Origin of the sequence: Kineococcus haloalkalitolerans, from assembly GCF_050871905.1 — a bacterium.
GTDB lineage: Bacteria > Actinomycetota > Actinomycetes > Actinomycetales > Kineococcaceae > Kineococcus.
Genome location: NZ_JBJLSH010000001.1, coordinates 78,470 through 103,621 on the forward strand (window position 1 = coordinate 78,470; position 25,152 = coordinate 103,621).

Annotated in this window: 23 protein-coding genes; 13 read left to right on the plus strand and 10 right to left on the minus strand. The window is 77.7% G+C overall.

Annotated elements, in window-relative coordinates:
* Positions 1-127 precede the first annotated feature (127 nt).
* Positions 128-1,420: a TrkH family potassium uptake protein gene (locus tag ACRYMY_RS00370; RefSeq protein ID WP_432545275.1), complete on the plus strand. Its 1,293-nt coding sequence runs from the start codon at positions 128-130 to the stop codon at positions 1,418-1,420.
* A 55-nt stretch (positions 1,421-1,475) separates the two neighbouring features.
* Positions 1,476-2,153, plus strand: a complete 678-nt coding sequence (locus ACRYMY_RS00375) for a potassium channel family protein (RefSeq protein ID WP_432545276.1) — start codon at positions 1,476-1,478, stop codon at positions 2,151-2,153.
* 4 nt (positions 2,154-2,157) lie between these two features.
* Here the strand turns inward: ACRYMY_RS00375 and ACRYMY_RS00380 are convergent, their stop codons facing one another.
* Both ACRYMY_RS00380 and ACRYMY_RS00385 read right to left on the minus strand, forming a co-directional pair.
* Positions 2,158-2,349, minus strand: a complete 192-nt coding sequence (locus tag ACRYMY_RS00380; protein WP_432545277.1) for a hypothetical protein — start codon at positions 2,347-2,349, stop codon at positions 2,158-2,160.
* Positions 2,350-2,522: 173 nt separating this feature from the next.
* Positions 2,523-3,314, minus strand: coding sequence for an SDR family NAD(P)-dependent oxidoreductase (locus tag ACRYMY_RS00385; protein ID WP_432545278.1), 792 nt, complete (start codon positions 3,312-3,314; stop codon positions 2,523-2,525).
* 129 nt (positions 3,315-3,443) lie between these two features.
* On the opposite strand from ACRYMY_RS00385, the gene ACRYMY_RS00390 reads away from it, so the two are divergent.
* A complete protein-coding gene (locus ACRYMY_RS00390; RefSeq protein WP_432545279.1) occupies positions 3,444-4,907 on the plus strand; it encodes a GntP family permease in 1,464 nt (487 codons plus the stop codon).
* 145 nt (positions 4,908-5,052) lie between these two features.
* On the opposite strand, the gene ACRYMY_RS00395 is transcribed toward ACRYMY_RS00390, so the two are convergent.
* Complete coding sequence (locus tag ACRYMY_RS00395) at positions 5,053-5,562, minus strand: MarR family winged helix-turn-helix transcriptional regulator (protein ID WP_432545280.1); 510 nt, start codon at positions 5,560-5,562, stop codon at positions 5,053-5,055.
* A 131-nt stretch (positions 5,563-5,693) separates the two neighbouring features.
* Between ACRYMY_RS00395 and ACRYMY_RS00400 the strand changes: the two genes are divergently transcribed.
* Positions 5,694-5,939, plus strand: coding sequence for a DUF2630 family protein (locus ACRYMY_RS00400; RefSeq protein ID WP_432545281.1), 246 nt, complete (start codon positions 5,694-5,696; stop codon positions 5,937-5,939).
* An 8-nt stretch (positions 5,940-5,947) separates the two neighbouring features.
* On the opposite strand, the gene ACRYMY_RS00405 is transcribed toward ACRYMY_RS00400, so the two are convergent.
* Together ACRYMY_RS00405 and ACRYMY_RS00410 are read right to left on the minus strand one after the other, a co-directional pair.
* Positions 5,948-7,972, minus strand: a complete 2,025-nt coding sequence (locus ACRYMY_RS00405; protein WP_432545282.1) for an NHL domain-containing thioredoxin family protein — start codon at positions 7,970-7,972, stop codon at positions 5,948-5,950.
* 106 nt (positions 7,973-8,078) lie between these two features.
* Positions 8,079-9,020: an ATP-binding protein gene (locus tag ACRYMY_RS00410; RefSeq protein WP_432545283.1), complete on the minus strand. Its 942-nt coding sequence runs from the start codon at positions 9,018-9,020 to the stop codon at positions 8,079-8,081.
* 145 nt (positions 9,021-9,165) lie between these two features.
* Between ACRYMY_RS00410 and ACRYMY_RS00415 the strand changes: the two genes are divergently transcribed.
* Positions 9,166-9,651: a DUF4383 domain-containing protein gene (locus tag ACRYMY_RS00415; protein ID WP_432545284.1), complete on the plus strand. Its 486-nt coding sequence runs from the start codon at positions 9,166-9,168 to the stop codon at positions 9,649-9,651.
* A gap of 20 nt (positions 9,652-9,671) precedes the next feature.
* Here ACRYMY_RS00415 and ACRYMY_RS00420 read toward each other — a convergent pair whose 3' ends face one another.
* Positions 9,672-11,915, minus strand: a complete 2,244-nt coding sequence (locus ACRYMY_RS00420; RefSeq protein WP_432545285.1) for a diguanylate cyclase domain-containing protein — start codon at positions 11,913-11,915, stop codon at positions 9,672-9,674.
* A gap of 254 nt (positions 11,916-12,169) precedes the next feature.
* On the opposite strand from ACRYMY_RS00420, the gene ACRYMY_RS00425 reads away from it, so the two are divergent.
* Positions 12,170-13,057 (plus strand): SDR family oxidoreductase, encoded by an 888-nt coding sequence (locus ACRYMY_RS00425; protein ID WP_432545286.1) that lies wholly within the window; start codon positions 12,170-12,172, stop codon positions 13,055-13,057.
* A gap of 102 nt (positions 13,058-13,159) precedes the next feature.
* On the opposite strand, the gene ACRYMY_RS00430 is transcribed toward ACRYMY_RS00425, so the two are convergent.
* Entirely contained in the window at positions 13,160-14,701 is a 1,542-nt protein-coding gene (locus ACRYMY_RS00430; RefSeq protein WP_432545287.1) for a methyl-accepting chemotaxis protein, read from the minus strand.
* 185 nt (positions 14,702-14,886) lie between these two features.
* Between ACRYMY_RS00430 and ACRYMY_RS00435 the strand changes: the two genes are divergently transcribed.
* The 4 genes from ACRYMY_RS00435 to ACRYMY_RS00450 all read left to right on the plus strand — a co-directional run bounded on the left by ACRYMY_RS00435 (position 14,887) and on the right by ACRYMY_RS00450 (position 20,005).
* Positions 14,887-16,938 (plus strand): TPM domain-containing protein, encoded by a 2,052-nt coding sequence (locus ACRYMY_RS00435; protein ID WP_432545288.1) that lies wholly within the window; start codon positions 14,887-14,889, stop codon positions 16,936-16,938.
* A 76-nt stretch (positions 16,939-17,014) separates the two neighbouring features.
* Complete coding sequence (locus ACRYMY_RS00440) at positions 17,015-17,740, plus strand: PspA/IM30 family protein (RefSeq protein ID WP_432545289.1); 726 nt, start codon at positions 17,015-17,017, stop codon at positions 17,738-17,740.
* A 244-nt stretch (positions 17,741-17,984) separates the two neighbouring features.
* Positions 17,985-19,322, plus strand: a complete 1,338-nt coding sequence (locus tag ACRYMY_RS00445) for a sensor histidine kinase (protein WP_432545290.1) — start codon at positions 17,985-17,987, stop codon at positions 19,320-19,322.
* A gap of 29 nt (positions 19,323-19,351) precedes the next feature.
* The gene (locus tag ACRYMY_RS00450; protein WP_369055240.1) at positions 19,352-20,005 is read left to right on the plus strand and encodes a response regulator; all 654 of its coding nucleotides are present in this window, start codon (positions 19,352-19,354) and stop codon (positions 20,003-20,005) included.
* 126 nt (positions 20,006-20,131) lie between these two features.
* Here ACRYMY_RS00450 and ACRYMY_RS00455 read toward each other — a convergent pair whose 3' ends face one another.
* Complete coding sequence (locus ACRYMY_RS00455) at positions 20,132-20,791, minus strand: O-methyltransferase (protein WP_432545291.1); 660 nt, start codon at positions 20,789-20,791, stop codon at positions 20,132-20,134.
* A 99-nt stretch (positions 20,792-20,890) separates the two neighbouring features.
* Between ACRYMY_RS00455 and ACRYMY_RS00460 the strand changes: the two genes are divergently transcribed.
* Together ACRYMY_RS00460 and ACRYMY_RS00465 are read left to right on the plus strand one after the other, a co-directional pair.
* Positions 20,891-21,883 (plus strand): lipid II:glycine glycyltransferase FemX, encoded by a 993-nt coding sequence (locus ACRYMY_RS00460; protein WP_432545292.1) that lies wholly within the window; start codon positions 20,891-20,893, stop codon positions 21,881-21,883.
* 34 nt (positions 21,884-21,917) lie between these two features.
* Positions 21,918-23,630: a DNA polymerase gene (locus ACRYMY_RS00465; protein ID WP_432545293.1), complete on the plus strand. Its 1,713-nt coding sequence runs from the start codon at positions 21,918-21,920 to the stop codon at positions 23,628-23,630.
* Positions 23,631-23,666: 36 nt separating this feature from the next.
* Here ACRYMY_RS00465 and ACRYMY_RS00470 read toward each other — a convergent pair whose 3' ends face one another.
* Both ACRYMY_RS00470 and arfB read right to left on the minus strand, forming a co-directional pair.
* A complete protein-coding gene (locus ACRYMY_RS00470) occupies positions 23,667-23,879 on the minus strand; it encodes a hypothetical protein (RefSeq protein WP_432545294.1) in 213 nt (70 codons plus the stop codon).
* 62 nt (positions 23,880-23,941) lie between these two features.
* Entirely contained in the window at positions 23,942-24,355 is a 414-nt protein-coding gene (arfB, locus tag ACRYMY_RS00475) for an alternative ribosome rescue aminoacyl-tRNA hydrolase ArfB (RefSeq protein ID WP_432545394.1), read from the minus strand.
* An 80-nt stretch (positions 24,356-24,435) separates the two neighbouring features.
* On the opposite strand from arfB, the gene ACRYMY_RS00480 reads away from it, so the two are divergent.
* Positions 24,436-25,149, plus strand: a complete 714-nt coding sequence (locus tag ACRYMY_RS00480) for an alpha/beta fold hydrolase (RefSeq protein ID WP_432545295.1) — start codon at positions 24,436-24,438, stop codon at positions 25,147-25,149.
* Positions 25,150-25,152 lie beyond the last annotated feature (3 nt).

Consider the following 25,152-nt stretch of genomic DNA (forward strand, 5'->3'; position numbering starts at 1 on the left):
CGTAGCCTGATCGCCGCCCGCGCCGCGCGGGCGGGACCGGGTCGGGCACGAGCAGCGCGGGGGCGAGCGGGTGGAGGCGAGGGCTCGGCGTCGCCCGCTCCTGCGCCACCCGGCCCAGGTGGTCGCCGTGGCCTTCGCCAGCGTCGCCACGGTCGGGACCCTGCTGCTGTGGTTGCCGACGTCCCGGCGCGGGACCGGCGGGGCCACGTTCGTCGAGGCGCTGTTCACCGCGGTCAGCGCGCTGTGCGTGACCGGCCACACCATCGTCGACACCCCCACCCACTGGTCCACCGGCGGGCACGTCGTCATCCTCGCCCTCGCCCAGGTCGGCGGGTTCGGGATCATGACGTCGGCGTCGCTGCTGGGCGTCGTGGCCGCTCGCCGGATGGGCTTCAAGACGCGCCTGCTGGCCTCCACGGAGTCGCGCGGGCTGGGCCTGGGCGACGTGCGCGCCGTCCTCCTCGGCGTCGTGAAGGTGTCGCTGACGGTCGAGGCCGTCGTCGCGGTGATGCTGTCGACGCGGCTGTACGTCGGCTACGAGCAGCCGCTGCCCCGGGCGATCTGGGAAGGCACCTTCCTGGCGATCTCCAGCTTCAACAACGCCGGGTTCGCGCTGCGCTCGGACAGCATGATCGGCTTCGCCGAGGACCCGTGGATGCTGCTGCCGGTGGTGTCCGCGGTGATCATCGGCGGGCTGGGCTTCCCCGTGCTCATCGAGCTGCGCCGGCACCTGCGCCAGCCCCAGCGCTGGTCGGTGCACACCAAGCTGACGGTCACCACGACGACCGTCCTGCTGCTCGTCGGCTGGCTGTTCTTCACCCTCAACGAGTGGCGCAACGAGGCGACCTTCGGCGCCCTGGCGTGGTGGGCGCGGCCGATGGCCGGCCTGTTCCTGGCCACCGGCACCCGCAGCTCCGGCTTCAACAACGTCGACGTCGCGGAGCTGAACAGCGGCTCGTGGCTGGTCGCCGACGTCTTCATGTTCATCGGCGGCGGGTCGGCGTCCACGGCCGGCGGCATCAAGGTCACCACCTTCGCCCTGCTGCTCATGGTGATGATCGCGGAGTTCCGCGGCGAGTCCAGCGTGAGCGTGTTCGCCAGGCGCATCCCCGAGCGCGTCTACCGCCAGGCCCTGACGGTCGCGCTGGTGTCCGTGGGCGTCATCGTCAGCGCCACGATCCTGCTGGTGGAGACCACCCGGCTGCCCGCCGACCGGGTGCTGTTCGAGGTGGTCTCCTCGTTCGCGACGGTGGGCCTGTCCACGGGGCTGCCCGCCGAGATGCCCCAGCACGCGCAGGTCGTGCTGACCGTCCTGATGTTCGTGGGGCGGCTCGGGCCGATCACGCTGGGCTCGGCGCTGGCGCTGCGCGAGCGGCGCCGGATGTACGAGTACCCGGAGGGACGGCCCATCATCGGGTGACGCGCCCCGCCGGGGCGCGGTCGGGCACGGGCAGGACGTCGAGGGAGGAGCGGACGTGGCGAAGCGGTCGTCGCAGGCGTCGCCGCGGTCGGTGGTGGTGATCGGCCTGGGCCGGTTCGGCCGGTCGCTGGCGCTGGAGCTGATGGAGGGCGGGGACGTCGACGTCCTCGGCATCGACTCCGACCCGGCGCTGGTCGACGACCTCGCCGGGCACCTCACCCACGCCGTCGTGGCCGACTCCACCAAGGAGGAGGCGCTGCGCCAGCTGTCGGTGCACGAGTTCGACCGGGCCGTCGTCGGCATCGGCACGAACCTGGAGGCCAGCATCCTCACGGTCTCCACGCTGCTGCAGTTCGGCATCCGCAACGTGTGGGCCAAGGCGATCAGCGAGTCCCACGCGCGGATCCTCACCCAGCTGGGCGCGCACAAGGTCATCCGTCCCGAGCACGAGATGGGGCTGCGGATCGCGCACCTGGTGCGCGGGCGGATGCTCGACTACATCGAGTTCGAGGACGGCTTCGCGATGGTGAAGACGACCCCGCCGACGCCGCTGCTGGGGCTGACGCTCGGGGCCGCGCAGCTGCGCAGCAAGTACCGGGTGACCGTGGTGGCGCACCACTCCCCCGGCGAGGGGTTCACCTACGCGACGCCGCAGACCCTCATGGAGGAGGACGACGTGATCATCGTCTCCGGGCAGATCCGGGACGTGGAGGCGTTCAGCTCGCTGTCCTGAGGGCTCAGCCGGCGGCCTCGTCCCGGTCCTCCTCGGGGCCGCGGCGGTCGACGCCGGGCAGGCGACGGCGCTCGGGTTCGCCGCGCTCGGCGCGGGTCAGGTCGATGAGGCTGCGGCGGTCGCGGCCCGCGCGGCGCTCGTCGTCGCCCGTCCCGTCGTCCTGGTGGCCCGGCCCGTCGGCCCGCTCGTCGATCACCCCTCCATGCCACCACGCCGCGTCGCCTCTTGTCACGCGCAGTCACCTACTCGCGGTGATCACGGATGGGTGACCGCTCGTCCATCCATGATCACCGCGGGGGGAGCAGGTCACGCCGACCTCCCCCGCCGTGATCTTGCAGGTAGTCCCAGCAAGACCACGGCGGGAGGGGGTCAGGAGATCTGCAGGCCGCCGTTGACGTCGTAGGTGGCGGCCGTGATGTAGCCGGCGTCCGGGCCCAGCAGGAACTCCACCAGCGCCGCCACGTCCTCGACCGTGCCCACCCGGCCCACCAGGCCGTCCGCGGCCATCGCCGCGCGCCGCTCGTCGCTCAGCGTCCCGCCCATGATGTCCGTGTCCACCGGCCCCGGCGCCACCGCGTTCACCGTGACCCCCAGCGGGCTCACCTCGCGCGCCAGCGCCCGCGTCAGACCGATCACCGCCGCCTTCGAGGCGCTGTAGGCGACCTTCGAGTACGTGCCGCCGCCGCGCTGCGCCGACACCGACGACGCGCTGACCACGCGCCCCAGCCCGCGGTCGACCATCCCGCGCACGAAGCGCTGCGTCACCAGGAACGTGCCGCGCGCGTTGACCGCCATGACGCGGTCCCACTCCTCCGGCGTCGTGTCCAGGAACGGCGTCGGCGAGCTGATGCCCGCCAGGTTCACCAGACCCACCACCGGCGGCAGCTCGCGCTCCACCTCCGCGGCCGCCGCGTCCACCGACGCCGGGTCCGCCACGTCCACCCGCACCCCGGCGCTGGCCGCGCCCAGCTGCTCCAGCTCGCCGGCGACGGCGCGCGCCGCGTCCCCGTCGAGGTCGAGGACGGCGACGGCCCAGCCGGCGCGCGCCAGCCGGTGGGCGACCGCGCGGCCGATGCCGCGCGGCGACCCGGCTCCCGTGACGACGGCGGTGCGGGCGGTCGGGAACGCGGTGGCGGGCTCGGTGGGGGGCTCGATGGCCACGGGGGTCCTCCTCGACGCTGGGGCGGTCCGGCGCCCCGACCCTACGACCCGCCTCGACAGCCGCCACCCGCGCGGGCACGCTGAGCGCCGCGGGCGATCACGCGCCCGCCGCCCCACCGGAGGATCACCGTGGATCTCCAGCTCCTCGCCGCGCTCGTCGTCGGCATCGCCGTCATCGTCCTCGTCGTCCTGCGCACCCGCCTGGACGCCTTCGCCGCCCTGCTGATCGCCGCCCTCGTCACCGGCGCCGTCGCCGGGTCCGCGCCCGGCGACACCCTGCAGTCCGTCATCACGGGGTTCGGCAACACGCTCGCCTCGATCGGCATCGTCATCGGCCTCGGCGTGGCCGTCGGCAAGGTGCTGGAGGTCTCCGGCGGCGCCGACGCCCTCGCCCGCGCGTTCGTGAAGGCCCTCGGCCGCGGCCGCGAGCCGTGGGCCCTCGGCGGCACCGGCGCCCTCGTGTCCATCCCCGTCTTCTGCGACTCCGGGTACGTCATCCTCAACCCGCTGGCGCGCTCCATCGCCCGACGCCAGCGCCGCGGCTACGTCACCCTGGCCCTCGCGCTCGGCTGCGGCATGACGCTGACCCACCACCTCGTGCCGCCCACCCCCGGGCCGCTGGGCGTGGCCGGCATCCTCGGCGCCGACCTCGGCGGGCTGATCCTCGTCGGGGCGCTGTTCGCGGTGCTGCTGCTGCCGGTGGTCGTCCTGTACTCGGTGTGGGTGGGGCCCAAGCTGGAGGACGAGGTCACCCCGCAGGTGCGCGAGGCCGTGTACGCGGGGGCGCCGGCGGGCTCCACCGGCTCGGCGGCCGGGGGCGGGGACGCGACCGGCGAGCCCGCGGCGGCCGACCCCGCGGCCGCCCTCGGCGAGCCGCCCGCCGGGGCCGGCCCGCACCGGGTCGGCGCGCTGCGCGGGGCCCTGCCGCTGCTCGTCCCGCTGCTGCTGATCATCGCCGGCACGGTGACGACGGCCGTCGACCGCGACGCCCAGGGCGTCCTGCAGGGCGACGAGGGGTACGAGCCGTCGACGCTGGCGCAGGTCTTCGCCTTCGTCGGCAACCCCGTGGTCGCGCTGCTCGTCGGCCTCGTCATCGCCGTCTACGCGCTGCTGCCGCGGTGGACGACGCGGGACCGGGTCAGCGGCTGGCTGGCCGAGGCCGCCGCCTCGGCGGGCCTGATCATCCTCATCACCGGCGCCGGCGGCGGGTTCGGGCAGGTGCTGCGCGACTCCGGCGTCGGCGACGCGCTCGCCGAGGCCGTCGCCTCGCTGGCGCTGCCCGGCGTCCTCGTGCCCTTCCTCATCGCCACCCTCGTGCGCCTCGCGCAGGGCTCCGGCACCGTCGCGATGATCACCGCGGCGTCGGTGAGCGCCCCGCTGGTCGACGGCCTGGGCCTGTCGCCGCTGGCCGCGGCGCTGGCCTGCTGCGCCGGGTCGATGGTGTTCAGCTACTTCAACGACTCCTACTTCTGGGTCGTCACCCGCTTCACCGGCCTGGAGGGGACCGCGGCGCTCAAGGGCTGGTCGGGCCTGACGACCGCCGCCTGGGCCGGCTCCATCCCCCTCGTCCTCATCGCCGGCGCCGTCCTCTGACCCCCGTCCCCGTGGTGGTCACGGACGGGTGAGCCCCCACCCGTCGACGATCACCGCGGGGAGCAGACTCCCCACCCCCGCCGTGGTCTCGCTGGGAATCCCCGCGGGACCACGGCGGGAAGAGAGCGGGAGGGCGGGCGCGGGGTCAGGCCTCGTGGCCCAGACGGGCCAGCTCGCGCGGGTCGGGCTCGCCGGCGGCCGTGGCGAACAGGCGCAGGCCCTCGGCGACCGCCGCCCGCTCCGGCCCGGACAGCCGCGCCAGCACGTCGCGCACCTCGCGGCGGCGGGCGGCCATGACCTCCTCGACCAGGCGCGCCGCCTCCGGCGTGGGCTCGACCAGCACCTCCCGGCGCGTCTCGGGGTTCTCCCGCCGCCGCACCCAGCCGCCGGCCACCAGCCGGTCCACGGCGCGGCTGAACGTCGACGGGTGCACCCCGACGGCGTCGGCCAGCGCGCCGCTGCGCTGCGGGCCGCGCGTGCAGACCAGCACGAGGATCCGGTACTGCTGCAGGGACAGCGCCTCCAGCGCCCCCGACAGCGACCGCGTCGCGATCGCCACCAGGGCCCGCGAGGCGGCGATCGCCGCGTCCACCGCCGCGTCGACGCCCGCGTCCGGGGAGGCCGGGGCCTGCTCCCCCGGCGGCTGCGCGTTCACCGCGCCGACGCTACCCGCCGCCCCGCGCGCACCGGAGCGGCAGCCCCCGCGGTGGCGGCGCGCGCCCGTGGCGACGACGATCGGGCGCGCACCGCACCGCGACGGGGCCCCGTGCCCCGAGGGGAGGACCCGTGGACGACCAGGCCATCCACCAGCGCATCACCGAGCTCGTCGAGCAGGAGAAGCAGCTGCGCCAGGCCCTGCAGGACGGGGAGCTGTCCGGCGAGGAGGAGCACGCCCGGCTGCGGCAGGCCGAGCAGTCCCTGGACCAGTGCTGGGACCTGCTGCGCCAGCGGCAGGCGCTGCGCGAGGCCGGCAAGGACCCCGACGAGGCGTCCGCGCGTCCCGTCGGGGAGGTCGAGACCTACCAGCAGTAGGTCGTCGCTCAGGCGCCGCGCAGGTCCAGCGGCAGCGCTGCGGGGGCCCCGTCCACGAGGCGGACGGGGATGCCCCAGTCCTGCTGGTACAGGTGGCAGGCGGCGAACTCCGGCACCTCCCCGGTGTCGGGGTCGCCGTCGCACGCGGCCGCCTGCACGCTGACGTGCAGCACCCCGGAGCCGACGGCGGCGTCCAGGACGAGCCGGCGGCGCAGCCCCTCCGCCTCCCCGGCCCCCTCCAGCAGCAGCTCCGGCGGGGAGGCCGCCACGACCAGCCGCGTCGGGTCGCCCCAGCGGTCGTCGAGCTTCTGCCCCGTCGGCGGGGTGAACGCCACGCTCAGCTCCACCGGCCCGGCGGCCAGGTCCGTGGGCGGGCGCTGCACGGTGTGGGCGCCGGCGTCGACGCGGGCCTCCGGCGGCACCGCGAACCGGGTCAGGCGGTGGCCGGCGGCCTCCACGACGACCAGGGACCCGTCCCCGTCGGCGTCCCCACCGGCGTCCACGAGGACGTCGGAGGGCTCGGCCAGGTCGCGCAGCAGCGTGCTGACCTCGCCCGTCGCCGGGTCGTAGCGGCGCAGCGCCCCGTTGTAGGTGTCCGCGACGAGCACCGAGCCGTCGGGGGCGATCGCCAGGCCCAGCGGGTGCTGCAGCAGGGCGGGCGGGGTGCCGTCCGCGGGCGCGCCCGGGCCGTCGCGGAAGCCGAAGTCGAACAGGCCCTGCCCGACGGCGGTGCGCACCTCGTACCCGGCGCCGGCGACGGCCCCCACGTTCGCGAGGCGGTCGTCGTCCACCCGCGGGACGCCGCGGTCGGGACCCTCGGACCCGCTGCGGCGCAACGTCCGCAGCGCCGACGTCTCCGCGTCCACGAACCACAGCACGGGCCCGTCGGGCCCGTCGGCGACGGCGAACCCGGACGTCTGCGCGAACCACGCCCGCTCGGCCGGCCCGTCCTGCACGCCCTCGGCGGTCGTCCCGGCCAGCACGCGCACCACCCCGTCGGCGGGGTCGGCGGCCGGGTCGAACGCCCACAGCTGGTGCACGCCCGCCATCGCCACGACGACCTGCCCGTCGAACCAGGCGACGTCCCACGGGGTCGACAGGTCCTGCTCCAGCGCCGGCCCGCCGCCCTCGCGGCGGCGCAGCTGACGGCCGGTGCCCGCGACGGTCGTCACCGCGCCGTCCGCGAGCCGCACCCCGCGCAGGGCGTGGTTGACGCTGTCGGCCACCACGAGGTCGTAGCCCACGCGGGCGGCCACGTCCCCCGGCAGCAGGCAGAAGCCCTGCGGCTCGGCGAAGCGCGCCGCCGAGGCCGACCCGTCGACGTGCCCGCGCTCGCCGTCGCCGACGCGCCGCACCTCCGTCTGGAGGTCCTCCGCCAGCTGCACGAGCTGGTGGTGGGCGGTGTCGGCCACGAGGAACCCGCCGTCCGGCAGGGCCAGGACGCGGGCGGGGAACCGCAGCGCCGACGCCGGCGGCTCCGGGGCCACGTACGGGCCGGAACCGCGGTGCAGGGTGCCCCTCGCCCCGTGCTCGGCGACCAGCTCCTCCAGCAGGACGCCGAGGCCGTGCGCGTGGCCCTCGCCGGACATCGACGCCACGACGTAGCCCTCGGGGTCGACGACGACGAGCGTCGGCCAGGCGCGGGCGGTGTAGGCGCCCCACGTGCGCAGCTCGGGGTCGTCGAGGACGGGGTGGTGCACGGCGTAGCGCTCGACGGCCGCGTCGAGGGTCGCCGGCTCGGCCTCGAAGCGGAACTTCGGCGAGTGCACGCCGACGACGACGAGCACGTCGGAGAAGCGCTCCTCCACCTCGCGCAGCTCGTCCAGGACGTGCAGGCAGTTCACGCAGCAGCTGGTCCAGAAGTCCAGCAGGACGACCTTGCCGCGCAGGTCGGCCAGGCCCAGCTCGCGCCCGCCCGTGTTCAGCCAGCGGCGGCCCTCCAGCTGGGGGGCGCGGACGCGGGTCCGGCGGGTGGCGGGAGTACTCGCGGAGGTGCTCGCGGGGGTGGTGCTGCGGGTGCTGGACGTCGTCACGCGCCCAGTGTCACCCCGCTGCCCCCGCGTCCCGTCCACCCCTGCCCCGCGGTGATCACGGACGTGTGGACGCTCACCCTCGTGCGATCACCGCGAGGGGGTGGGGTCAGGCGGGGGCGTGCGGCCAGGGGCGCGGGCGCTCGCCGTCGAGCTGGCGCAGGAACTCCTCGCACACCCAGCGCTCCAGCGCCGAGACGTCGCCCGGGGTCGCCAGCACCGCCACGCCCCGGTCGCGGCCCAGCTGCTCGACGTCCGCGACCAGCTGCCGCCACCGCTCGACGAAGGAGCGCTGGTCCGGGAACCGGTCGTACTCCAGGTCCACCTCGGCGCGCCCCTCGGCCGCGGCGCGCAGCTTGTCGGCCTCCGCGCGCGAGAGCGGCCCGCCGTACACGGCGTCCAGCAGCTGCCGCACCTCCAGCGCCGTGGCGCCCACCGCGTCCGCACCGCGGCTCCCACCGGGCAGCCCGAGGAGCTGCAGCTCCCGCAGCACCGTCTCGCGGTGCTCGCGCATCCGGATGCCGACCTCGACGGGGTAGCGCAGCAGGAGCAGCGGCGGCTCGGGCGACGGGCCCGCCCCCACCACGTCGCCGAGGTCGGCGACGACGGCGGCCCACTCCTGCGCGAGCTCCTCCACCAGGTCCGCCGGGTCCGCGGGCCCGCCCGCACCGGGGCGCAGCTCGCACCAGACCTCCTTGCCGCCCGGGCGCGGCTCGACGCCGTGGTCGGCGCTGAGGGCGCTGATGAGCGCCAGCCCGCGGCCGGTGCCCGCGGTGAGGCTGCGCGGCACCCAGTGCGGGCGCCGCGGCGAGCCGTCGGCGACGGCCAGGCGCAGCCCGCCGCCGGTGCGGCGGGCGGTGAGGGTCATCGGGGTGCGGGCGTGCAGCAGGGCGTTGCTGACGAGCTCGGTGACGCAGACGGCGGCGTCGTCGAGCAGGTCCTCGCCCACCCCGGCCGCCGGCCCGGACAGCACCTCGCGCAGGAAGCGGCGCGCGCGGGCGGGGCTGTCGGCCTGCGCCGGCAGCTCCAGCACCCACCCCCGCCCTGTCACGCTCCGGACTTTAGGGCCACCTCACCGTCACCGGGGGTGGCGGGTGTCAGGTCCACCCGCACGGGGTACGACCATGGAGGGGGCCCAGCACGGGCCCGACGACGCCGACCCGCGGACCGCCGCGCACCACCCCGGAGGACGAGCCATGGCCCAGCAGGCCCCCGAGACCAAGCAGCCGGGCGAGAGCAACCCGCGCCTGACGCGCTGGCACGCGCAGCCCTCCGGCGGGCAGTACTGCGCGGCGGTCGTCGGCGCGTTCTACGTCGTCCTGGGCCTCCTCGGCTTCGCCGTCACCGGCGGGCAGGGCTGGACCGGCGCCGACCCGACCTGGAACGTCGCCAGCGTCGGCGTCAACCCGCTGCTCAACCTCGTCCACCTGCTCCTGGGCGTCGCCGGTCTGGCCGCCTACCTCAAGGCCGGCACGGCCCGCCTGTACGGCCTCCTGCTCCTCGTCGCCGGCGGCGCGCTGTTCGCGTACGGGCTGCTCGTCAGCCCGGGCAGCTCCGCGGACGTGCTGCACACCAGCGACCCCGGCACCGTCCTGCACGCGGCCACCGCCGTCGCCGGCCTGCTCATCGCCGCCCTGCCGACCGGCCGGGGCCGCGCCGACTCCGGCAAGGGCGAGCGCTGAGACCCGCTCGCTGAGGCGGCTCAGCCGCCCGCCTCGACCCGCCGCGCGGTCGGCTTGGCCGCGTACATGCGCTGGTCGGCGCGGTGCAGCAGCCGGCCGAACCCGTCTCCGTCGGCGGGGCTGACGGCCACGCCGACGGTGACGGCGGGGCTCAGCCGCCGGCCGGCGACCAGCAGCGGCTCGGCGACCGCGCGCACCAGCTCGCCGGCCAGCCGGTCCGCGTGGGCGGCGGCCCCCGCGGGGTCGAGGTCCGGCAGCACCACGAGGAACTCGTCCCCGCCCAGGCGGGCGACGAGGTCCCCGCGGCGCACCGCCGAGCGCAGCCGGCGCGCCACGGCGACGAGCAGCTCGTCGCCGGCGGCGTGGCCCAGCTCGTCGTTGACGGCCTTGAAGGCGTCCAGGTCGCAGAACAGCAGCGCCACGGCGGACCCGGACAACCGGGCGTCCCACAGCGCCGCCTCCGCGCGCTCCTCCACCCGCCGCCGGTTCGGCAGCCCCGTCAGCGGGTCGTGGTGGGCCAGGTCCTCCAGCCGCTCCAGGTAGCCGCGGGTGCGGTGCTGCTCCTGCTCCAGCGCCCGCTGCGCCAGCACCCGGTCGGTGACGTCGTCCTGGACGCCGATGTACTGCACGACGCGCCCGTCGGCGTCGCGCACCGGGGACAGCAGCACCTCGTTCCACCACGGCTCGCGCTGCGGGCCGCGGTGGTTCAGCAGCAGGGCGCGGTGCTCGCGGCCCTCGGCGATCGCGTCGCGGACCGCGGCCACGGCCGCCCGGTCGGTGTCCTCGCCCTGCAGGAACCGGCAGTTGCGGCCCAGGACCTCCTCGGCGCGGAAGCCCGACAGCCGCTCGAACGCCTGGTTGACGTACACCAGCGGCTGGTCGGGGCGGGTCATGTCGGAGATCGTCACCCCGCTGGTGGTGGCCGCCAGCGCCTGCTGCAGTAGCGCCTCCCCCGTCGTCGCCGCGGCGGGAGCCGGCGCGGCCGGCGCGGGGGCCGGGGCCGCGGGGCGCTCGGCGACGACCTGGACGGCCGCGCGCGGGGCCACGCGCGACAGGAACGAGCGCGCCGCCGCGACGACCGTGTCCCGCCGGTACGTCAGCGCGTACTCGAAGACGCGCTGCGCGTCCGGGCCCGTGTCGCCCAGGTCGCGCGCCAGCAGCGCTGCGCTGAAGTGCGGGCTGAGGACGACGACGTCCCACTCCCCGCGCACGGGGTCGCCCTGGTCCAGGTCCGCGCCGCGCAGCCCCGGCACCGGCTGGTCGCCCAGGCCCTCGCCGAGGGCGCACACGAACCCGGTCCGGTCGACCAGGTCGCGGTAGCGCACCGCGGTGGCGGGCGTGAAGTGCCGGGCCTCCTGGAACGTCGAGGCGACCACGCACGTGTCGCCCAGGCGCATCGCCTCCCGCTCCAGCTGCTTGCTCACCTCGATGAGCAGGGACTTCGGGGCCCGGCGCAGCTCGGTGCCGGCCGGCAGCAGCGCGAACGGCGAGGAGCTGGCCGCCTCGTCGCCGGGCACCGTCGCCGGCAGCGCGATCTCGGCGGCCTCCAGCGCCGGCGCGGGGCCGTCGGCGGGGCGGCCGAACAGCCACCCCTGCCCCAGCCGGGCGCCCAGCGCGCGCGCCATCACCAGGTGCTTCTCGTCCTCGATGCCCTCGGCGAGCACGAGGGCGCCGGTGGCCTCGGCGTAGGCGTTGACGGCGTTCATGATCTGCGCGACGGCGGGGCCGGGGCGTCGCTGCACCAGGCGCAGGTCCAGCTTGACGACGTCCGGCTGCAGCAGCGGCATGAACGCCAGCGACAGCGGGTCGGCGCCCACGTCGTCCAGCGCGACGCGCCAGCCCAGCTCGCGCACGCGGGCGACGGTGCGCAGCAGCTCCGCGGGGCGGGCCGCCAGCGCCCGCTCGGTGATCTCCAGGACGACGCGCAGGTCGCCGGGGGCGGCCTGCGCGATGGCCAGCAGGTCGTCCAGCGGCGCGCTGTCGAGGACCTCCGGCTCGACGTTGACGAACAGCGCCTGCGGGGCGAACAGGCCGTGCTGGACGGCGCCGCGGAACGCCGCGGCGCGGCACGCCTCGTCGAGGTCGGCCAGGCGGTCGGCGGCGCGCGCGGCGGCGAACAGCGCGTCGGGGCGCTCCAGCTCGCCGCCGCGCGGGCCGCGCGCGAGCGCCTCGTAGGCGACCACGGCACCGCTGCGCAGGTCCACGATGGGCTGGAACACGCTGCGCACCCCGCCGGTGGACAGCACCTGCTCGAACGTCGTCACCCGGGGTGCTTCGGCAGCCGGGGACGCTCCCTGGAGGGGGTGTCCTCCGGACGGGGCGTACGGGACCGCGACCGTCATCGGCCGACACGCCGCGCACCGGACCCTGCACGACCGCGTGTCGCGCGACGACGGTCGCGGTCCCGTACGCGTGGGCCGGCCGGGTGGCCGCCGCACCCGGCGGGAACAGCCGCGCGGGGGCGCGGGTTGGCCGCGGACGGTGGGGGCGGACCCGCGCTCCCCGGACAGGAGGAACCGTGACCACCTACGCCGTCACCGCCGCCACCGGCCAGCTCGGCCGCCTCGTCGTGGAGGAGCTGCTCGAGCGCGGGGTGGAGGCCGGCGACGTCGTCGCCGTCGTCCGCTCCCCCGCGAGGGCCGCGGACCTGGCCACCCGCGGGGTGCGGGTGCGCGAGGGCGACTACTCGCGGCCGGAGTCGCTGCCCGCGGCGCTGGAGGGCGTGGACCGGCTGCTGCTGGTCTCCGGCAGCGAGGTGGGCCGGCGGGTGGAGCAGCACGCGAACGTGGTGCGCGCGGCGGAGGCCGCGGGCGTGGGGCGCCTGGTCTACACGAGCATCCTCAAGGCCTCCACGACGGGGAACCCGCTGGCGCCCGAGCACGCGGCCACCGAGGAGGCGCTGCGGGACTCGCCCGTGCCGACGGTGGTGCTGCGCAACGGCTGGTACACGGAGAACTACTCCGCCTCGCTGCCGCAGTACCTGGCGAGCGGCGAGGTGGTGGGCGCCACGGGCGACGGCCGGGTCAGCGCGGCCTCCCGCGCGGACTTCGCGGCCGCGGCCGCCGGCGCGCTGCTGGGCGAGGACGCGCTCGTCGGCCTGGACGGCGGCGCCCACGCCGTCCACGAGCTGGGCGGCCCGTCGTTCACGCTGGCGGAGCTGGCGGAGGCCGTGAGCACGGCGACCGGTCAGCGGGTGGCGCACCGGGACCTGAGCGAGGAGGAGCTGGCCGCGCACCTGCGCGGCGCCGGCCTGGACGAGGGCACGGCGGGGTTCGTGGCGGCGCTGGACGCCTCGATCGCCCGCGGGGAGCTGGAGACGGACCCGGCCGCGCTGGAGGTCCTGGCGGGCCGGCCGGCGACGCCGCTGGCGGCGGTCCTCGCGGACGCGGTGGCCACCCGGGCCTGACGGGCGGGACGTTGGGGGCGCCGCGCCGCCGTCCGCTCGGTGGCGGGCGACGGCGCGGCGCGTCGGGGGCGGGGCCGCGGCGACGGTGCGCGCGGCCCCGGGTCAGCCGCGCTCGAAGGCGGTGGCCATCCGGACCTGCTCGTCGATGACCTCGCCGATGCGGGCCTGCACGACGTCCAGCTCGCGGATGATCGCCGCGGTGTCGGTGATGCCGCGGGTGACGGAGGCGCTGGAGGTCTGGATGCCGGCGATCTGCTCGGCGACGCGGTGGGTGGCGTCGGCGGTCTCGCGGGCCAGGTCCTTGACCTCGCTGGCCACGACGGCGAAGCCGCGGCCGAGCTCGCCGGCGCGGGCGGCCTCGATGGTGGCGTTGAGGGCCAGCAGGTTCGTCTGGTCGGCGATCCCGGAGATGATCTTGATGACCTCCCCGACGGCGGCGGACGCGCCGGTGAGCGCGTCGACCTCGCCCGTCATGGCCGAGGCCTGCCCGACGGCGGAGTCGGCCACCCGGCCGGCGTCGTCGACGGCGCTGCGCAGCCGGGAGACGGTGTCCAGCAGGGCGCGGGAGGCCGCGGCGTTGGTCTCGGTCTGCTGGAGCACGTCCAGGCGCTGGGACACCAGCAGGCCGACGTTGCGCAGCGCCGCCTTGCGCGACTCGGACAGGTCCAGGTAGTCGGTGGCGAAGAAGTCCATCGTGCCGACGACCTGCCCCGCGCACACGACGGGGAAGGCGATGCCGGACTTCACGCCGGCGCGGCGGGCGGCGGGCGCGCGCACGCAGTCGGTCACCTCGGCCAGGTCCCGCACGAAGATCAGCTCGCGCTGGCGCCAGGCGCGCCCGGCCAGCCCGACCCCCTCGGGGAAGGAGGCGGCCAGGGTGACCTGCCGGAACTCCTCGCCGGCGGACCCGGACTCGACGCTGAAGCGCAGGGCCTGCTCGTCGGCGTCGAACGCCCAGAAGGAGCCGTAGGCCCAGCCGAAGGCGTCGCGGACGGTGTCCAGGGCCAGGCGCAGCGCGCTGGCCTGGTCGCGGGCCTCGCCGATGGTCGTGACGACGGTGGTGACGGCCTCGCGGTCGCTGAGGGTCTGGGCGAGCTCGCGGCTGTCGAGGGCGGCGCGGCGGGCGTGGGCGATGACGCGGCGGATGGCGTCCCACTTCTCCCGGCGCACCCCGAAGAAGGGCAGCTCGCCGGCGGCGTAGAACTCGAACATGCCGCGCACGGCGCCGTCCTCCAGGACGGGCAGCCAGGTGCCCTGGGCGGCGCCGGCGGTGTGCGCGTCGCGCCAGCGCGGGCAGGAGGCGCCCTGGGCGGGGTCGTCGAACAGGAACGCCTCGCGCCGCTGCAGGACCTGACCGCCCATCCCGTCGCCGGGGCCGACGACGGCGTCGCGGGTGCCGCGCAGGGCGGGCGCGAGGCGGCCGGCCTCGTGGGCGAGGCCGAAGCGGCCGTCGGGGCGGGGCAGCCACACGCCCGCGTACTCCAGGTCCAGGGACCGCAGGAGCGCGTCGGCGATCTTCGCCTGGACGTCCACCTCGTCGCGGACGCCGCCGTCGAGGGCGGCGAGGACGGCTTCCAGCGCCTCGACGTCGCGGGGCATGTCCGCGGGCGCGGCGGCCGGCGGGCGGGCCTGTCGTCGGAACACGAGCTGTCCTCCTGCGGACGGGAGCGTCGTCGGCCCCCGGCGCCCGTCGGGCGGGTGCCGGTCGACCCGTGCTGCAGGTGTCGGCCGTCCGGGCGCGGACCTTGAGGTGTCCGGTCCCGCGGCGGGCGGCGGGAGCGTCGCCCGTGGGCGCGCGCCCGGCGGGGAGGGTCCGACAGACTGGCCGCGTGCGCCCCTCCTCCCGCCCGACGACCGCGCGGACGCGGGTGGCGGTCGGCCTCGCCGCGGCCGCCACCGCCGTCCTGCTGGCCGCGGGCCCGGCCGCCGCCGCGGAGCCGTTCCGGGTGGACGCGCAGCTGACCGACCAGGCCGGGGTCGTGGACGGCGCCGGGCAGGTGGAGCAGGCGCTGGACCGCCTGTACCAGGACGAGGGCCTGCAGCTGTGGGTCGTCTACGTCGACTCCTTCGACGGCCTGTCCGGCCCGCAGTGGGCGGACGAGGCGGCGCGGGTCAACGGCTTCGGGCCCGACGACGTGCTGCTGGCGGTGGCCGTGCAGGACGGCGCGTACGGCTCCAGCAGCGACCCGTCGCGGGTGGACGACGAGCGGCAGGCCGCGGCGGACCGGGCGGCCGAGGAGCGGCTGGTCGCCGGCGACTGGGGCGGGGCTGCGGTCGCGGCCGCCGACGCGCTGCGCGGGCAGGGCTCCGGCGGCGGGTCGGGCGGTGGCGGTGGCGCCGGGCTGCTGGTCGGCGGGCTGGTCGTCCTCGGCGGGGCCGGCGCGGTCGGCGCGCTCGTCGTGCGCTCGCAGCGGCGCACCCGCCGGGCCGTCGCGGAGTCGGAGGTCGCCGAGCGCGACCCGCACCACGGCACCCCGACGCCGGAGCTGCTGGCGCAGGCGGACACGCTGCTGGTGCGCTGCGACGACGCGGTGCGCGCCAGCGCGGAGGAGCTGGAGTTCGCGCGCGCGGAGTTCGGCGACGAGCGCACGGCGGCCTTCGCGGCCGCGCTGGCGGGGGCCCGCTCGGCGCTGACGTCGGCGTTCTCGCTGCGCCAGTCCCTGGACGACGAGGTGCCGGAGACGGAGGAGCAGCGCCGGCAGGTGCTGGCGGAGGTCATCGCCTCCTGCCGGCGGGCCGGGGAGCGGCTGGACGCCGAGTCCGACGCGCTGGACGAGGTGCGCGACCTCGTGGCGCGCGCCCCGCAGGTCCTGGACGCCCTGGCGCAGCGGCTGCCGGCGCTGCGCGCGCAGGTGGACCCGGCCCGCGAGGACGTGGCCCGGCTGGCCGCCGAGCACGGCGAGGAGGCCGCGCGCTCCCTGGCGGACGCACCGGGCGAGGCGGCCGCGCGGCTGGAGCTGGCGGAGCGCTCGGTGTCGGAGGCGCGCGCCCTGGTGGGCGACGGCACCCGGGGCGGCGAGCTGGTCGACGCCGTGCACCGCGCCGAGCAGGCGACCGCGCAGGCCGAGCAGCTGCTGGCGTCGGTGCAGCGGGGAGCGGTCGACCTGCGCGCGGCGGTGCAGGAGCTGCCGGTGGCGCTGGCCCGGGTGCGGGCGGCCGCGGGCGCGGTGCGCGAGGGCGCCCCCGCGGAGGTGGTGGCCGCCGCGGCGGCCGCGGGCGCGACCGCCGACGCCGTCGAGCAGCGCGGGTCGCGGGACCCGCTGGCGGCGATGCACCGCCTCGTGGAGGCCGAGCGGGCGCTGGACGCCGCCCGCCGCGCCGCCGCGCAGGAGGAGGCCGAGCAGCGCGCCGTGGTGGCCGCGTTGGAGCAGGCGCTGCTGGCGGCGCGCGCGGAGGTCTCGGCGGCGGAGGACTTCGTGGCCGCGCGCCGCGGCGCGGTCGGCTCGACGGCCCGCACCCGGCTGGCGGAGGCGCAGCGGCACCTGGAGCAGGCGGCGGTGGCGCGCGCCACGGACCCCGCGGCCGCGCTGGAGCACGCCCGCCGGGCAGACGCCCTGGCCGAGCAGGCCACCGCGGCCGCGCGCCGCGACGTGGACAGCTGGCGGGGCGGACCTGGTGGACCGGGTGGGCGTGGCGGGTACGGCGGCGGTCGGGGTCAGTCGGACGAGCTGGGCGCGCTGCTGGGCGGCATCCTGCTGGGCGGCTCGGCGCGCCGCGGCGGCTGGGGCGGGTCCCCGGGCGGCTGGGGCGGCGGCGGCTTCGGCGGGGGCTTCGGCGGGGGCGGTGGCTTCGGGGGCGGCGGCCGGCGCAGCGGCGGCGGCGGCTTCGGCGGGGGTGGCTTCGGCGGGGGCGGCCGGCGCAGCGGCGGCGGCCGCTTCTGACACGGACGACCGCACCGCGACGCGGTGCGGGGCAGGTGGCCGACGGGCGCGCAGCCCGCGAGGAGGAGGAGCAGTCGTGGCGGAGAAGCAGTCGATCCTGGGGCGCATCGCGCAGCTGGCGCGGGCGAACGTCAACGCGCTGATCGACCAGGCCGAGGACCCGCAGAAGATGCTCGACCAGATGGTGCGCGACTACACGTCGAACATCGCCGAGGCGGAGCGGGCGGTCGCCCAGACGATCGGCAACCTGCGCCTGGCCGAGCAGGACCGCGCCGAGGACGAGGCGGCCGTGCGCGAGTGGGGCGGCAAGGCCGCGGCGGCCTCCCGCAAGGCCGACTCCCTGCGCGCGGAGGGCAAGGACGCCGAGGCGGACCGCTTCGACGAGCTGGCGAAGGTCGCGCTGAAGCGGCAGATCTCCTTCGAGCAGGAGGTCACGGCCGCCGGCCCGCAGATCGCCGCGCAGACGGAGGTCGTCGACAAGCTCAAGGCCGGGCTGACGTCGATGAAGCAGAAGCTGGAGGAGCTCAAGCGCAAGCGCGACCAGCTCGTGGCCCGGCAGAAGGCCGCCGAGGCGCAGTCGCGGGTGCAGGACGCCGTCGGCTCGCTCAACGTGCTGGACCCGACGTCGGAGCTGAGCCGCTTCGAGGAGCGGGTGCGCCGCGAGGAGGCGCGGGTGGCCGGGCAGGCCGAGCTGCAGGCGGACTCGCTGGAAGCGCAGTTCGCGAGCCTGGAGGACGACGCGGCGGACCTGGACGTCGAGGCGCGCCTGGCCGCCCTCAAGGCCGGCGGTTCCTCCTCCTGACCCGCCCTCCCCCACCCGACCCCGCCGCCCGCCCCTCCCCCCTTCCTCCCGTGATCTTGCAGGGAATCCCAGCAAGATCACGGTGGGGTGGAGCGGTGGGGTGGAGGAGCGGGGCACGGGCGGGGCGCGGGGCGGCGGGTGGGTCCGGCGGACCGGGGGCGGGGGGACGGCTCCGCCGGAGGCGGGAGGCCGGCGCCGACGATCGGGGGACGGCTCCGGTGGCGCGGCTGCCTACCCTGAGGCGGTGAGCGCCAGTCCGCCCCCCGCGTCCGACCGCTGGTGGTGGTCGGCCGCTCCGCGCCTGCGCGACGTGCTCGTCGTGCTGCTGTCGCTGGCCGGTGCCGTCGTGTGGTTCCCGCTGTTCGTCGCCGGTTGGCCCGCGCTGGACCCCGGCTCCGTCGGCGTGCCGCTGGACGTGGACGACGTCCGGTTCCGGCACGTGCTCGCGGCGCTGACCGTGCTGGCCACGGTGGTGGCGCTGTGGTGGCGCCGGCGCCACCCCGTGGCGCTGACCCTGCTGTCGCTGGCCGTGGCGGTGGTGTGGGCGTACGACACGGCGCTGTGGCTGGCGCTGCTGACGCTGGCGGTGCGCCGCCGCGACCGCCTGCTCGTGCTGCTCGGCGTGGCCGGGGCGCTGGCGTCGGTGAGCGCGGCCCTGCGCGGCGCGACGACGGGCAGCACGACCGCGGCGGCCCTGTTCGCGCTGCTGGGCACGGGCCTGTGCGTGTCGGTGGGCGCGTTCGTGGGGGCCCGCCGCGACCTGGTCGCGAGCTGGCGCGAGCGCGCCGAGCGGGCCGAGAGCGAGTACGCGCTGCGCGCCGAGCAGGCGCGCCTGGCCGAGCGCACCCGCATCGCCCGCGAGATGCACGACGTCCTGGCGCACCGCATCTCCCTGGTGGCGCTGCACGCCGGCGGCCTGGAGGTGCGCCCGGACGTGGGGCCGGAGCAGGTGGAGGCCACGGCGGCGACGATCCGCGAGACGGCCCGCACCGCGCTGGAGGACCTGCGCCGGGTGCTGGGGGTGCTGCGCACGCCCGGGACGACGGGCACGACGGAGCTGGCGCCGCAGCCGACGCTGGTGGACGTGCGCCGCCTGGTGGAGTCCACGCGCGAGGCGGGCGTGGCCGCGCGCTTCCGCACCGACGTGCCCGTGCACGCGCAGGTGCCGCCGGAGCTGGGACGCACCGTCTACCGCGTCGTGCAGGAGGCGCTGACGAACGTGCACAAGCACGCGCCGTCGGCGCCGACGGTCGTCACGGTCTCCGGCGAGGTGGGCGGTGAGCTGGTCGTGGCGGTGGTCAACGAGCGGCCCACCGGCCCGGGCAGCGCGCTGCCGGGGGCGGGCTCGGGGCTGGTCGGGCTGGCGGAGCGCGTCGGGCTGGCCGACGGCACGATCACCAGCGGGCCGGAGCCGGACGGCGGGTTCGCGGTGCGGGCGCGGCTGCCGTGGCCGTCGCCGGACGGCGCCCGGCGCGGGACGGCCGCGGCGCGGGCCTCCTGGACGCCCCCGGATGCGAGGATCATGGCCACCCGGGCGGGCGGCGCTGCGAGCCCCCGCCACGACGGACGGAGCGAGGCGTGACGAGCGGCGCAGGACCCAGGCCCACCCGCGTGCTGCTGGTGGACGACGACGCGCTCGTGCGCGCCGGGCTGCGGATGATCCTGTCCAGCGCGGAGGACCTCGAGGTCGTCGGCGAGGCGGAGAACGGCGCGCAGGCCGTGGAGGGCGTGGCCGCCCACCACCCGGACATCGTCCTCATGGACGTGCGGATGCCGGTGATGGACGGGCTGTCGGCGGCGCAGCAGATCACCGCCCGCCCGCAGGCGCCGGCGGTGGTGATGCTGACGACGTTCGACCTGGACGAGTACGTCTTCCAGGCGCTGCAGGCGGGGGCGACGGGCTTCCTGCTCAAGGACACCCCGCCGCGCGAGCTGGTCGCGGCGGTGCGGGTGGTGGCCTCGGGCGAGGCGATGCTGTCGCCGACGGTGACGCGCCGGCTGGTGGGGCACTTCGCCGCCGACGCGGTGAACCCGCGCCGGCGGGAGGCCGCGCAGCGGCTGAAGACGCTGACCGAGCGCGAGCGCGAGGTGCTGGGCGCGGTGGGCCGCGGCCTGTCGAACGCCGAGATCGGCCGAGAGCTGTTCATGAGCGAGGCGACGGTGAAGACGCACGTCTCGCGCCTGCTGACGAAGCTCGACGCGCACAACCGCGTGCAGGTGGCGATCGTCGCCCACGACGCGGGCCTGCTCGACGGGACCCCCTGACCCCTCCCCGCCCCGCCCGGCTCCCACCGTGATCTTGCAGGGATTCCCAGCAAGATCACGGTGGGGGTCGTCGCGCGCAGGGGCGGGGCCGACCGGCCGGGAGCCGGGGCCGCGGTGCGGCCCCGGTCAGCGCACGACGGCGATCGCGAAGCCGTCCCAGCCCTTGGCGCCCACGGTCTGCACGGCCGTGGCGTCCAGGCGCGGGTCCTCCCCCAGCGCCGCCAGGAACCGCCGCGTGCCGGTGATCGCCGGGTCGTCGCTGCCGGCGTCGGCGACGCGGCCGTCGCGCACGACGTTGTCCCCCACGATCAGCGACCCGGGCCGGACCAGCCGCAGCGCCCGCTCGAGGTAGTCGGGGTTGCCCTGCTTGTCGGCGTCGAGGAAGACGAGGTGGAAGGGCGCGGCGCCCTCGGCGACGAGCGCGTCGAGGGTGTCCAGCGCGGGCCCGACCCGCACGTCCACGACGTCGGCGAGGCCGGCCCGCTCGAGGTTGCGCCGGGCGACCTCGGCGTGGCGGGGCTCGCGCTCGCAGGTGACGACCCGCCCGCCGGGCGCCAGGCCGCGGGCCAGGTGGACGGTGCTGTAGCCGCCGAGGGTGCCGACCTCCAGGACGCGGCGGGCGGCGACGGCGCGCGCCAGCACGGTCAGCAGCGCCCCCTGCAGCGGCGACACGTCGATCTCCGGCAGCCCGGCGGCCTGGTTCTCGTCGAGGACCTGCTCGAGGACCTCGTCCTCGCCCAGCAGCGTCCCGGCCAGGTACTCGTCCACGTCCTCCCACGCGCTCATCGCCCCATGCTGCTCCACCCGGTGGGCGCCGGTCACCCGGGAGGGTGAGGAGCCGGTCACCGCGTCGACACGGCGCGCGACGGCGCGCACGATCGGGGGGTGCACGTGCGCAGGGCGGCCGACCGGGCCGAGTGGGACGGGTTCCTGGACGGGCGGGCGGCGACCACGCCGTTCCACCGCTGGGACTGGCTGTCGACGCAGGCGGAGCTGCACGGGTGGCGGTTCGAGCCCCTCGTGGTCGAACGCTCGGGGTGGGCGGTCGGCGTGGTGCCGCTGCTGCTGACCCGGCTGGGCCCGGTGTGGCGGGCGGCGCCGGTGCCGTTCCCGTACGCGGGGCCGGTGGTCCTGGACGGCGAGCTGGGCGACGTGCTGGCGGCCGTGGCGGGCTGGTCGCGCCGGCACGGCGTGGTGGGCGCGCGGCTGGACCTGCCGCCGCAGGCCGCGGCGGACCCGGAGGTGCTGCGGGCCGCGCACGCCTCCGTCGAGCTCGGGGAGACGTTCGTCGTGGACCTGGCCCCGGGCGGGGTGCTGCAGGACGAGGAGACGGCGCTGCGGCAGCTGCACAAGTCCGCCCGCCGCACCCTGCGGCACACCGAGCGCGACGGGCTGCGCGTGGAGGACGCCGGCGAGTGGCAGGTCGTGGCGTGGCTGCCGGACCTGCTGGAGCAGGTGTACGCCCACCACGGCGAGCCCTGCCCGTACCCGCCGGGGGTGGGGCGGACGGTGTGGCAGCTGCTGCGCGGGCGCCCGGGGGCCGCGCACGTGCGGGCGGCGGTGACCGCCGACGGCGAGCCGGCGGGCCTGCTGGTCTCGCTGGCGGAGGGCGACACGGTCTACGAGTGGGCCGGCGGCAGCTTCGCCGCGGGCCGGCGCGCGGGCGCGGAGGTGGCGCTGCACGCGGACCTGGTCCGCTGGGCGGTGGCCCGCGGGTACCGGCGCATCGACCTGGTCGGCTCGGTCGACGAGGGCGTGCGCCGCTTCAAGCGGTCGCTGGGCGGGCGGTCCGCGTCGTTCCAGATGGCCTCGCAGTCGGCGAACCCGCTGTGGCGGGCGGCGCGGCAGGCCCGGGAGCTGCTGCCCCGCGCCTCCTGAGGGAGCTGTCGGGGACGGCCGACAGGATGGGCCGGTGCCCCCGGCCCCCGCTCCCCTCGCGCTCGTCGTCCTGGACGGGCTCGCGGTGCTCGCCGGGGACGCGGGCGCGGAGGTGGTCGCGGGTGGGCCGGACGCGCTCGCGGCGGCGGTGGCCGCGCGGGAGGCGGACGGGCCGCGCTGGGTGCTGTGGTCCGCGCGGGAGGTGGCGCCGCTGGTGGCCGCGGGGCTGCACCTGGCCCGCGCCCACGACCTGGCCGCCGTGCACCGGCTGCTGCACGGCGGCGCCCGGGAGGACCCGGCGGCGGTGCACGCGGCCGCGCACGGCCTGCCGGAGCCGCCGGAACCCTCGCGCCGCCCGCGCCCCGCGCACGGCACGGGGCTGCTGGAGCTGGACCTGGACGGCGGGGGCGGTGCCGGCGACGGGCCGGTGGGTCCGGACGGCGTCCTGACGGGGGCGTGGGCGTCGGGGCGCGCGCTGGGCGCGGACGAGCCTCCCGCCGTGCGCGCCGAGCGGGCGGTCCGCTGGGCCGAGCTGGCGCTGGAGGTGGCCGCGCGGCAGCGCGCGGCGCTGGACGGGCACGCCCTGTCGACGGCGTGGTCGGAGTCGGCGGCCGCGCTGCTGGCCGTGGAGCTGGAGGTGACGGGCCTGCCGGTGGACGTGCGCGCCGCCGAGGAGCTGCTGGGCGCCCTGGTGGGCCCGCGGCCGCGCTCGGAGGCCGAGGAGCGCGCGGCCCGCGCCGCGCGCGACGCCCCGGTGCTGGCGGCGCTGGGCGCGGAGCCGGGCGCGGTGGACCTGCGCTCGCCGGCCGCGGTGCTGGCGGCGCTGCGGGCGCGGGGCGTCGACCTGCCGGACACGCGGTCGTGGCGGCTGGAGCGGCTGACCGCCGACCCGGCGGCGGGCCGGCTGGCGCGGGCGCTGCTGCACCACCGCCGCGCGGAGCGCGTGGCGACGACGTACGGGTACGCGTGGCTGGACGCGCACGTGGGCGCCGACGGGCGGCTGCGGGGGCGCTGGTCGGCGGCGGACGCGGCCGCGGGGCGGATGACGGCGCAGGCGGGCCTGCACAACCTGCCCGCGGAGCTGCGCCCGGTGGTGGCCGCCGAGCCGGGGCACGTGCTGGTGCGCGCGGACCTGGGCCAGGTGGAGCCGCGGGTGCTGGCCGCGGTCTCCGGCGACGAGGGCCTGCTGCGCGCCACCGCCGACGACGACCTGTACGCGCCGGTCGCGGCGGCGCTGGGGGTGGACCGGCCGACGGCGAAGGTCGCGGTGCTGGCGGCGATGTACGGGCAGACGTCCGGGGCGGCGGGCCGTGCGCTGGAGCGGATGGAACGCGCCTACCCGCGGGCGCTGGCGCACCTGCGGGCGGCCGAGGCCGCGGGCCGGGAGGGCCGGTCGGTGCGCACGCACGGCGGGCGGCTGGTGCGCACGGGCGGGGTGCCGGCCGCCTCGGCGGAGGCGGTGGCCGCGCGCGGGCGGTTCGCCCGCAACGCCGTCGTGCAGGGCTCGGCGGCGGAGCTGTTCAAGGCGTGGGCGGTGACGGTGCGCGCCGGGCTGGCGGGCACCGGCGGGCGGGTGGTGCTGTGCCTGCACGACGAGCTGCTGCTGCACGTGCCGGAGGCGGACGCCGGGCGCGCGGTGGCGCTGCTGGAGCGGGCGCTGGGCGCGGCCGCCGGGTGGTGGGCGCCGGGCAGCGGGGCGCGGTTCCTGGCCGAGGCGTCGGTGGTGCGGCGCTGGTCGGAGGTGTGAGAGCCGCTCCGCGGCGGTCCGGCGGCCCGGCCGGCCTCAGATCCCGCCGCCGCCTCCGCGCAACCAGGCGTTGCGCCCCATCGCCCGCAGCGCCGCGTCCTCGCCGTCGACCTCCTGCGACTGACCGGCGCGGAGCGTGTCGTCGTGCGGGCGTGCCCGGCGCCGGCGCCGGCGCAGGGCGGCGGCCGTGCAGAGCGCGAGGGCAGGCAGCGCCGCCGCGACGAGCACCAGGATCCACGGGCTGTCCACTCCTCCAGCGTCGGCGCCGCCCGGAGGGGCCGCAACCGGCGCGGGCCGGGTCCCCCGTCGTCCTAGTCGTCCGCGCTGCGCCGCAGCCGCTTCACCTCGCCGCGGCGCTTCTTGCCGTCCAGGCGGCGCCGCTGCGAGCCGCGGGTCGGACGGGTGGGCCGGCGGGTGCGCGGTCCGGGGGCGACGGCCTCGGCGAGCAGGGCCGCCAGGCGCTCGCCGGCGGCGCGGCGGTTCTGCAGCTGCGAGCGGTGCTCGGCGGCCACGACGGTGAGGACGCCGCCGGACAGGCGACCGGCGAGGCGCTGCAGGGCCCGCTGGCGCAGCGGCTCGGGCAGCGCGCCGGAACGGGCGACGTCGAAGGAGAGCTCGACGCGGCTGTCGGTGGTGTTGACGCCCTGACCTCCGGGGCCGCCGGCGCGCGAGAACCGCACACCCAGCTCGCTGGCGGGGACCGTCAGCGACGGTCCCACCCGGATGTCCTCGCCCACGACGGGGTGCAACGCCTGCGGGGGGCGGGACCTTCCCCCGCCCGCGCGGCGCCCCTACCGTGGCGCGGGTGAGCGCGCCGCTGGTCCTCGTCCCCGGGTTCTGGTTGGGCGCGTGGGCGTGGGACGAGGTGGCCGCGCACCTGCGCGCCGCGGGCCACGACGTCACCGCGCTGACCCTGCCGGGTCTGGGACCGGACCACCCGGACCGGGGCGCGGTGCGGATCGCCGAGCACGTCGACGCCGTCGCCGCGGCGGTGGCGGACGCCGCGGACCGCACCGGCCAGCGCGTGGTGCTGGTGCTGCACAGCGGCGCGGGGTTCCCCGGCTACGCGGCCACCGACCGGGTCGCGGACCGGCTCGCGGCCGTCGTGTACGTCGACTCCGGCCCGGGCACGGGCGCGCTGGGCGAGGGGTTTCCCGACGCCGAGCACCCGCTGCCGTCGTGGGAGGAGCTGGAGGCGGAGGGCAGCAGCCTGGCGGGGCTGTCGCCGCAGCAGCGGGCGGAGTTCCGCCGCCGGGCCGTGCCGGAACCGGGGGCGGCGCTGCGCGAGGCACCTCCGCTCGGCGACGGTTCCCGCCGCGGCGTCCCGACGACGGTGGTGTGCTGCTCGATGACCTCGCAGCAGGTGCGGGACCTGGCCGCGCAGGGGGCGCCGTTCCTGGCGGGCCTGGCGGAGCTGGAGCACCTGGCGTACGTGGACCTGCCGACGGGCCACTGGCCGATGTGGTCGCGCCCGGGCGACCTGGCGGAACTCCTGGCGCGCACGGCCTCCGGCGGGTAGGGC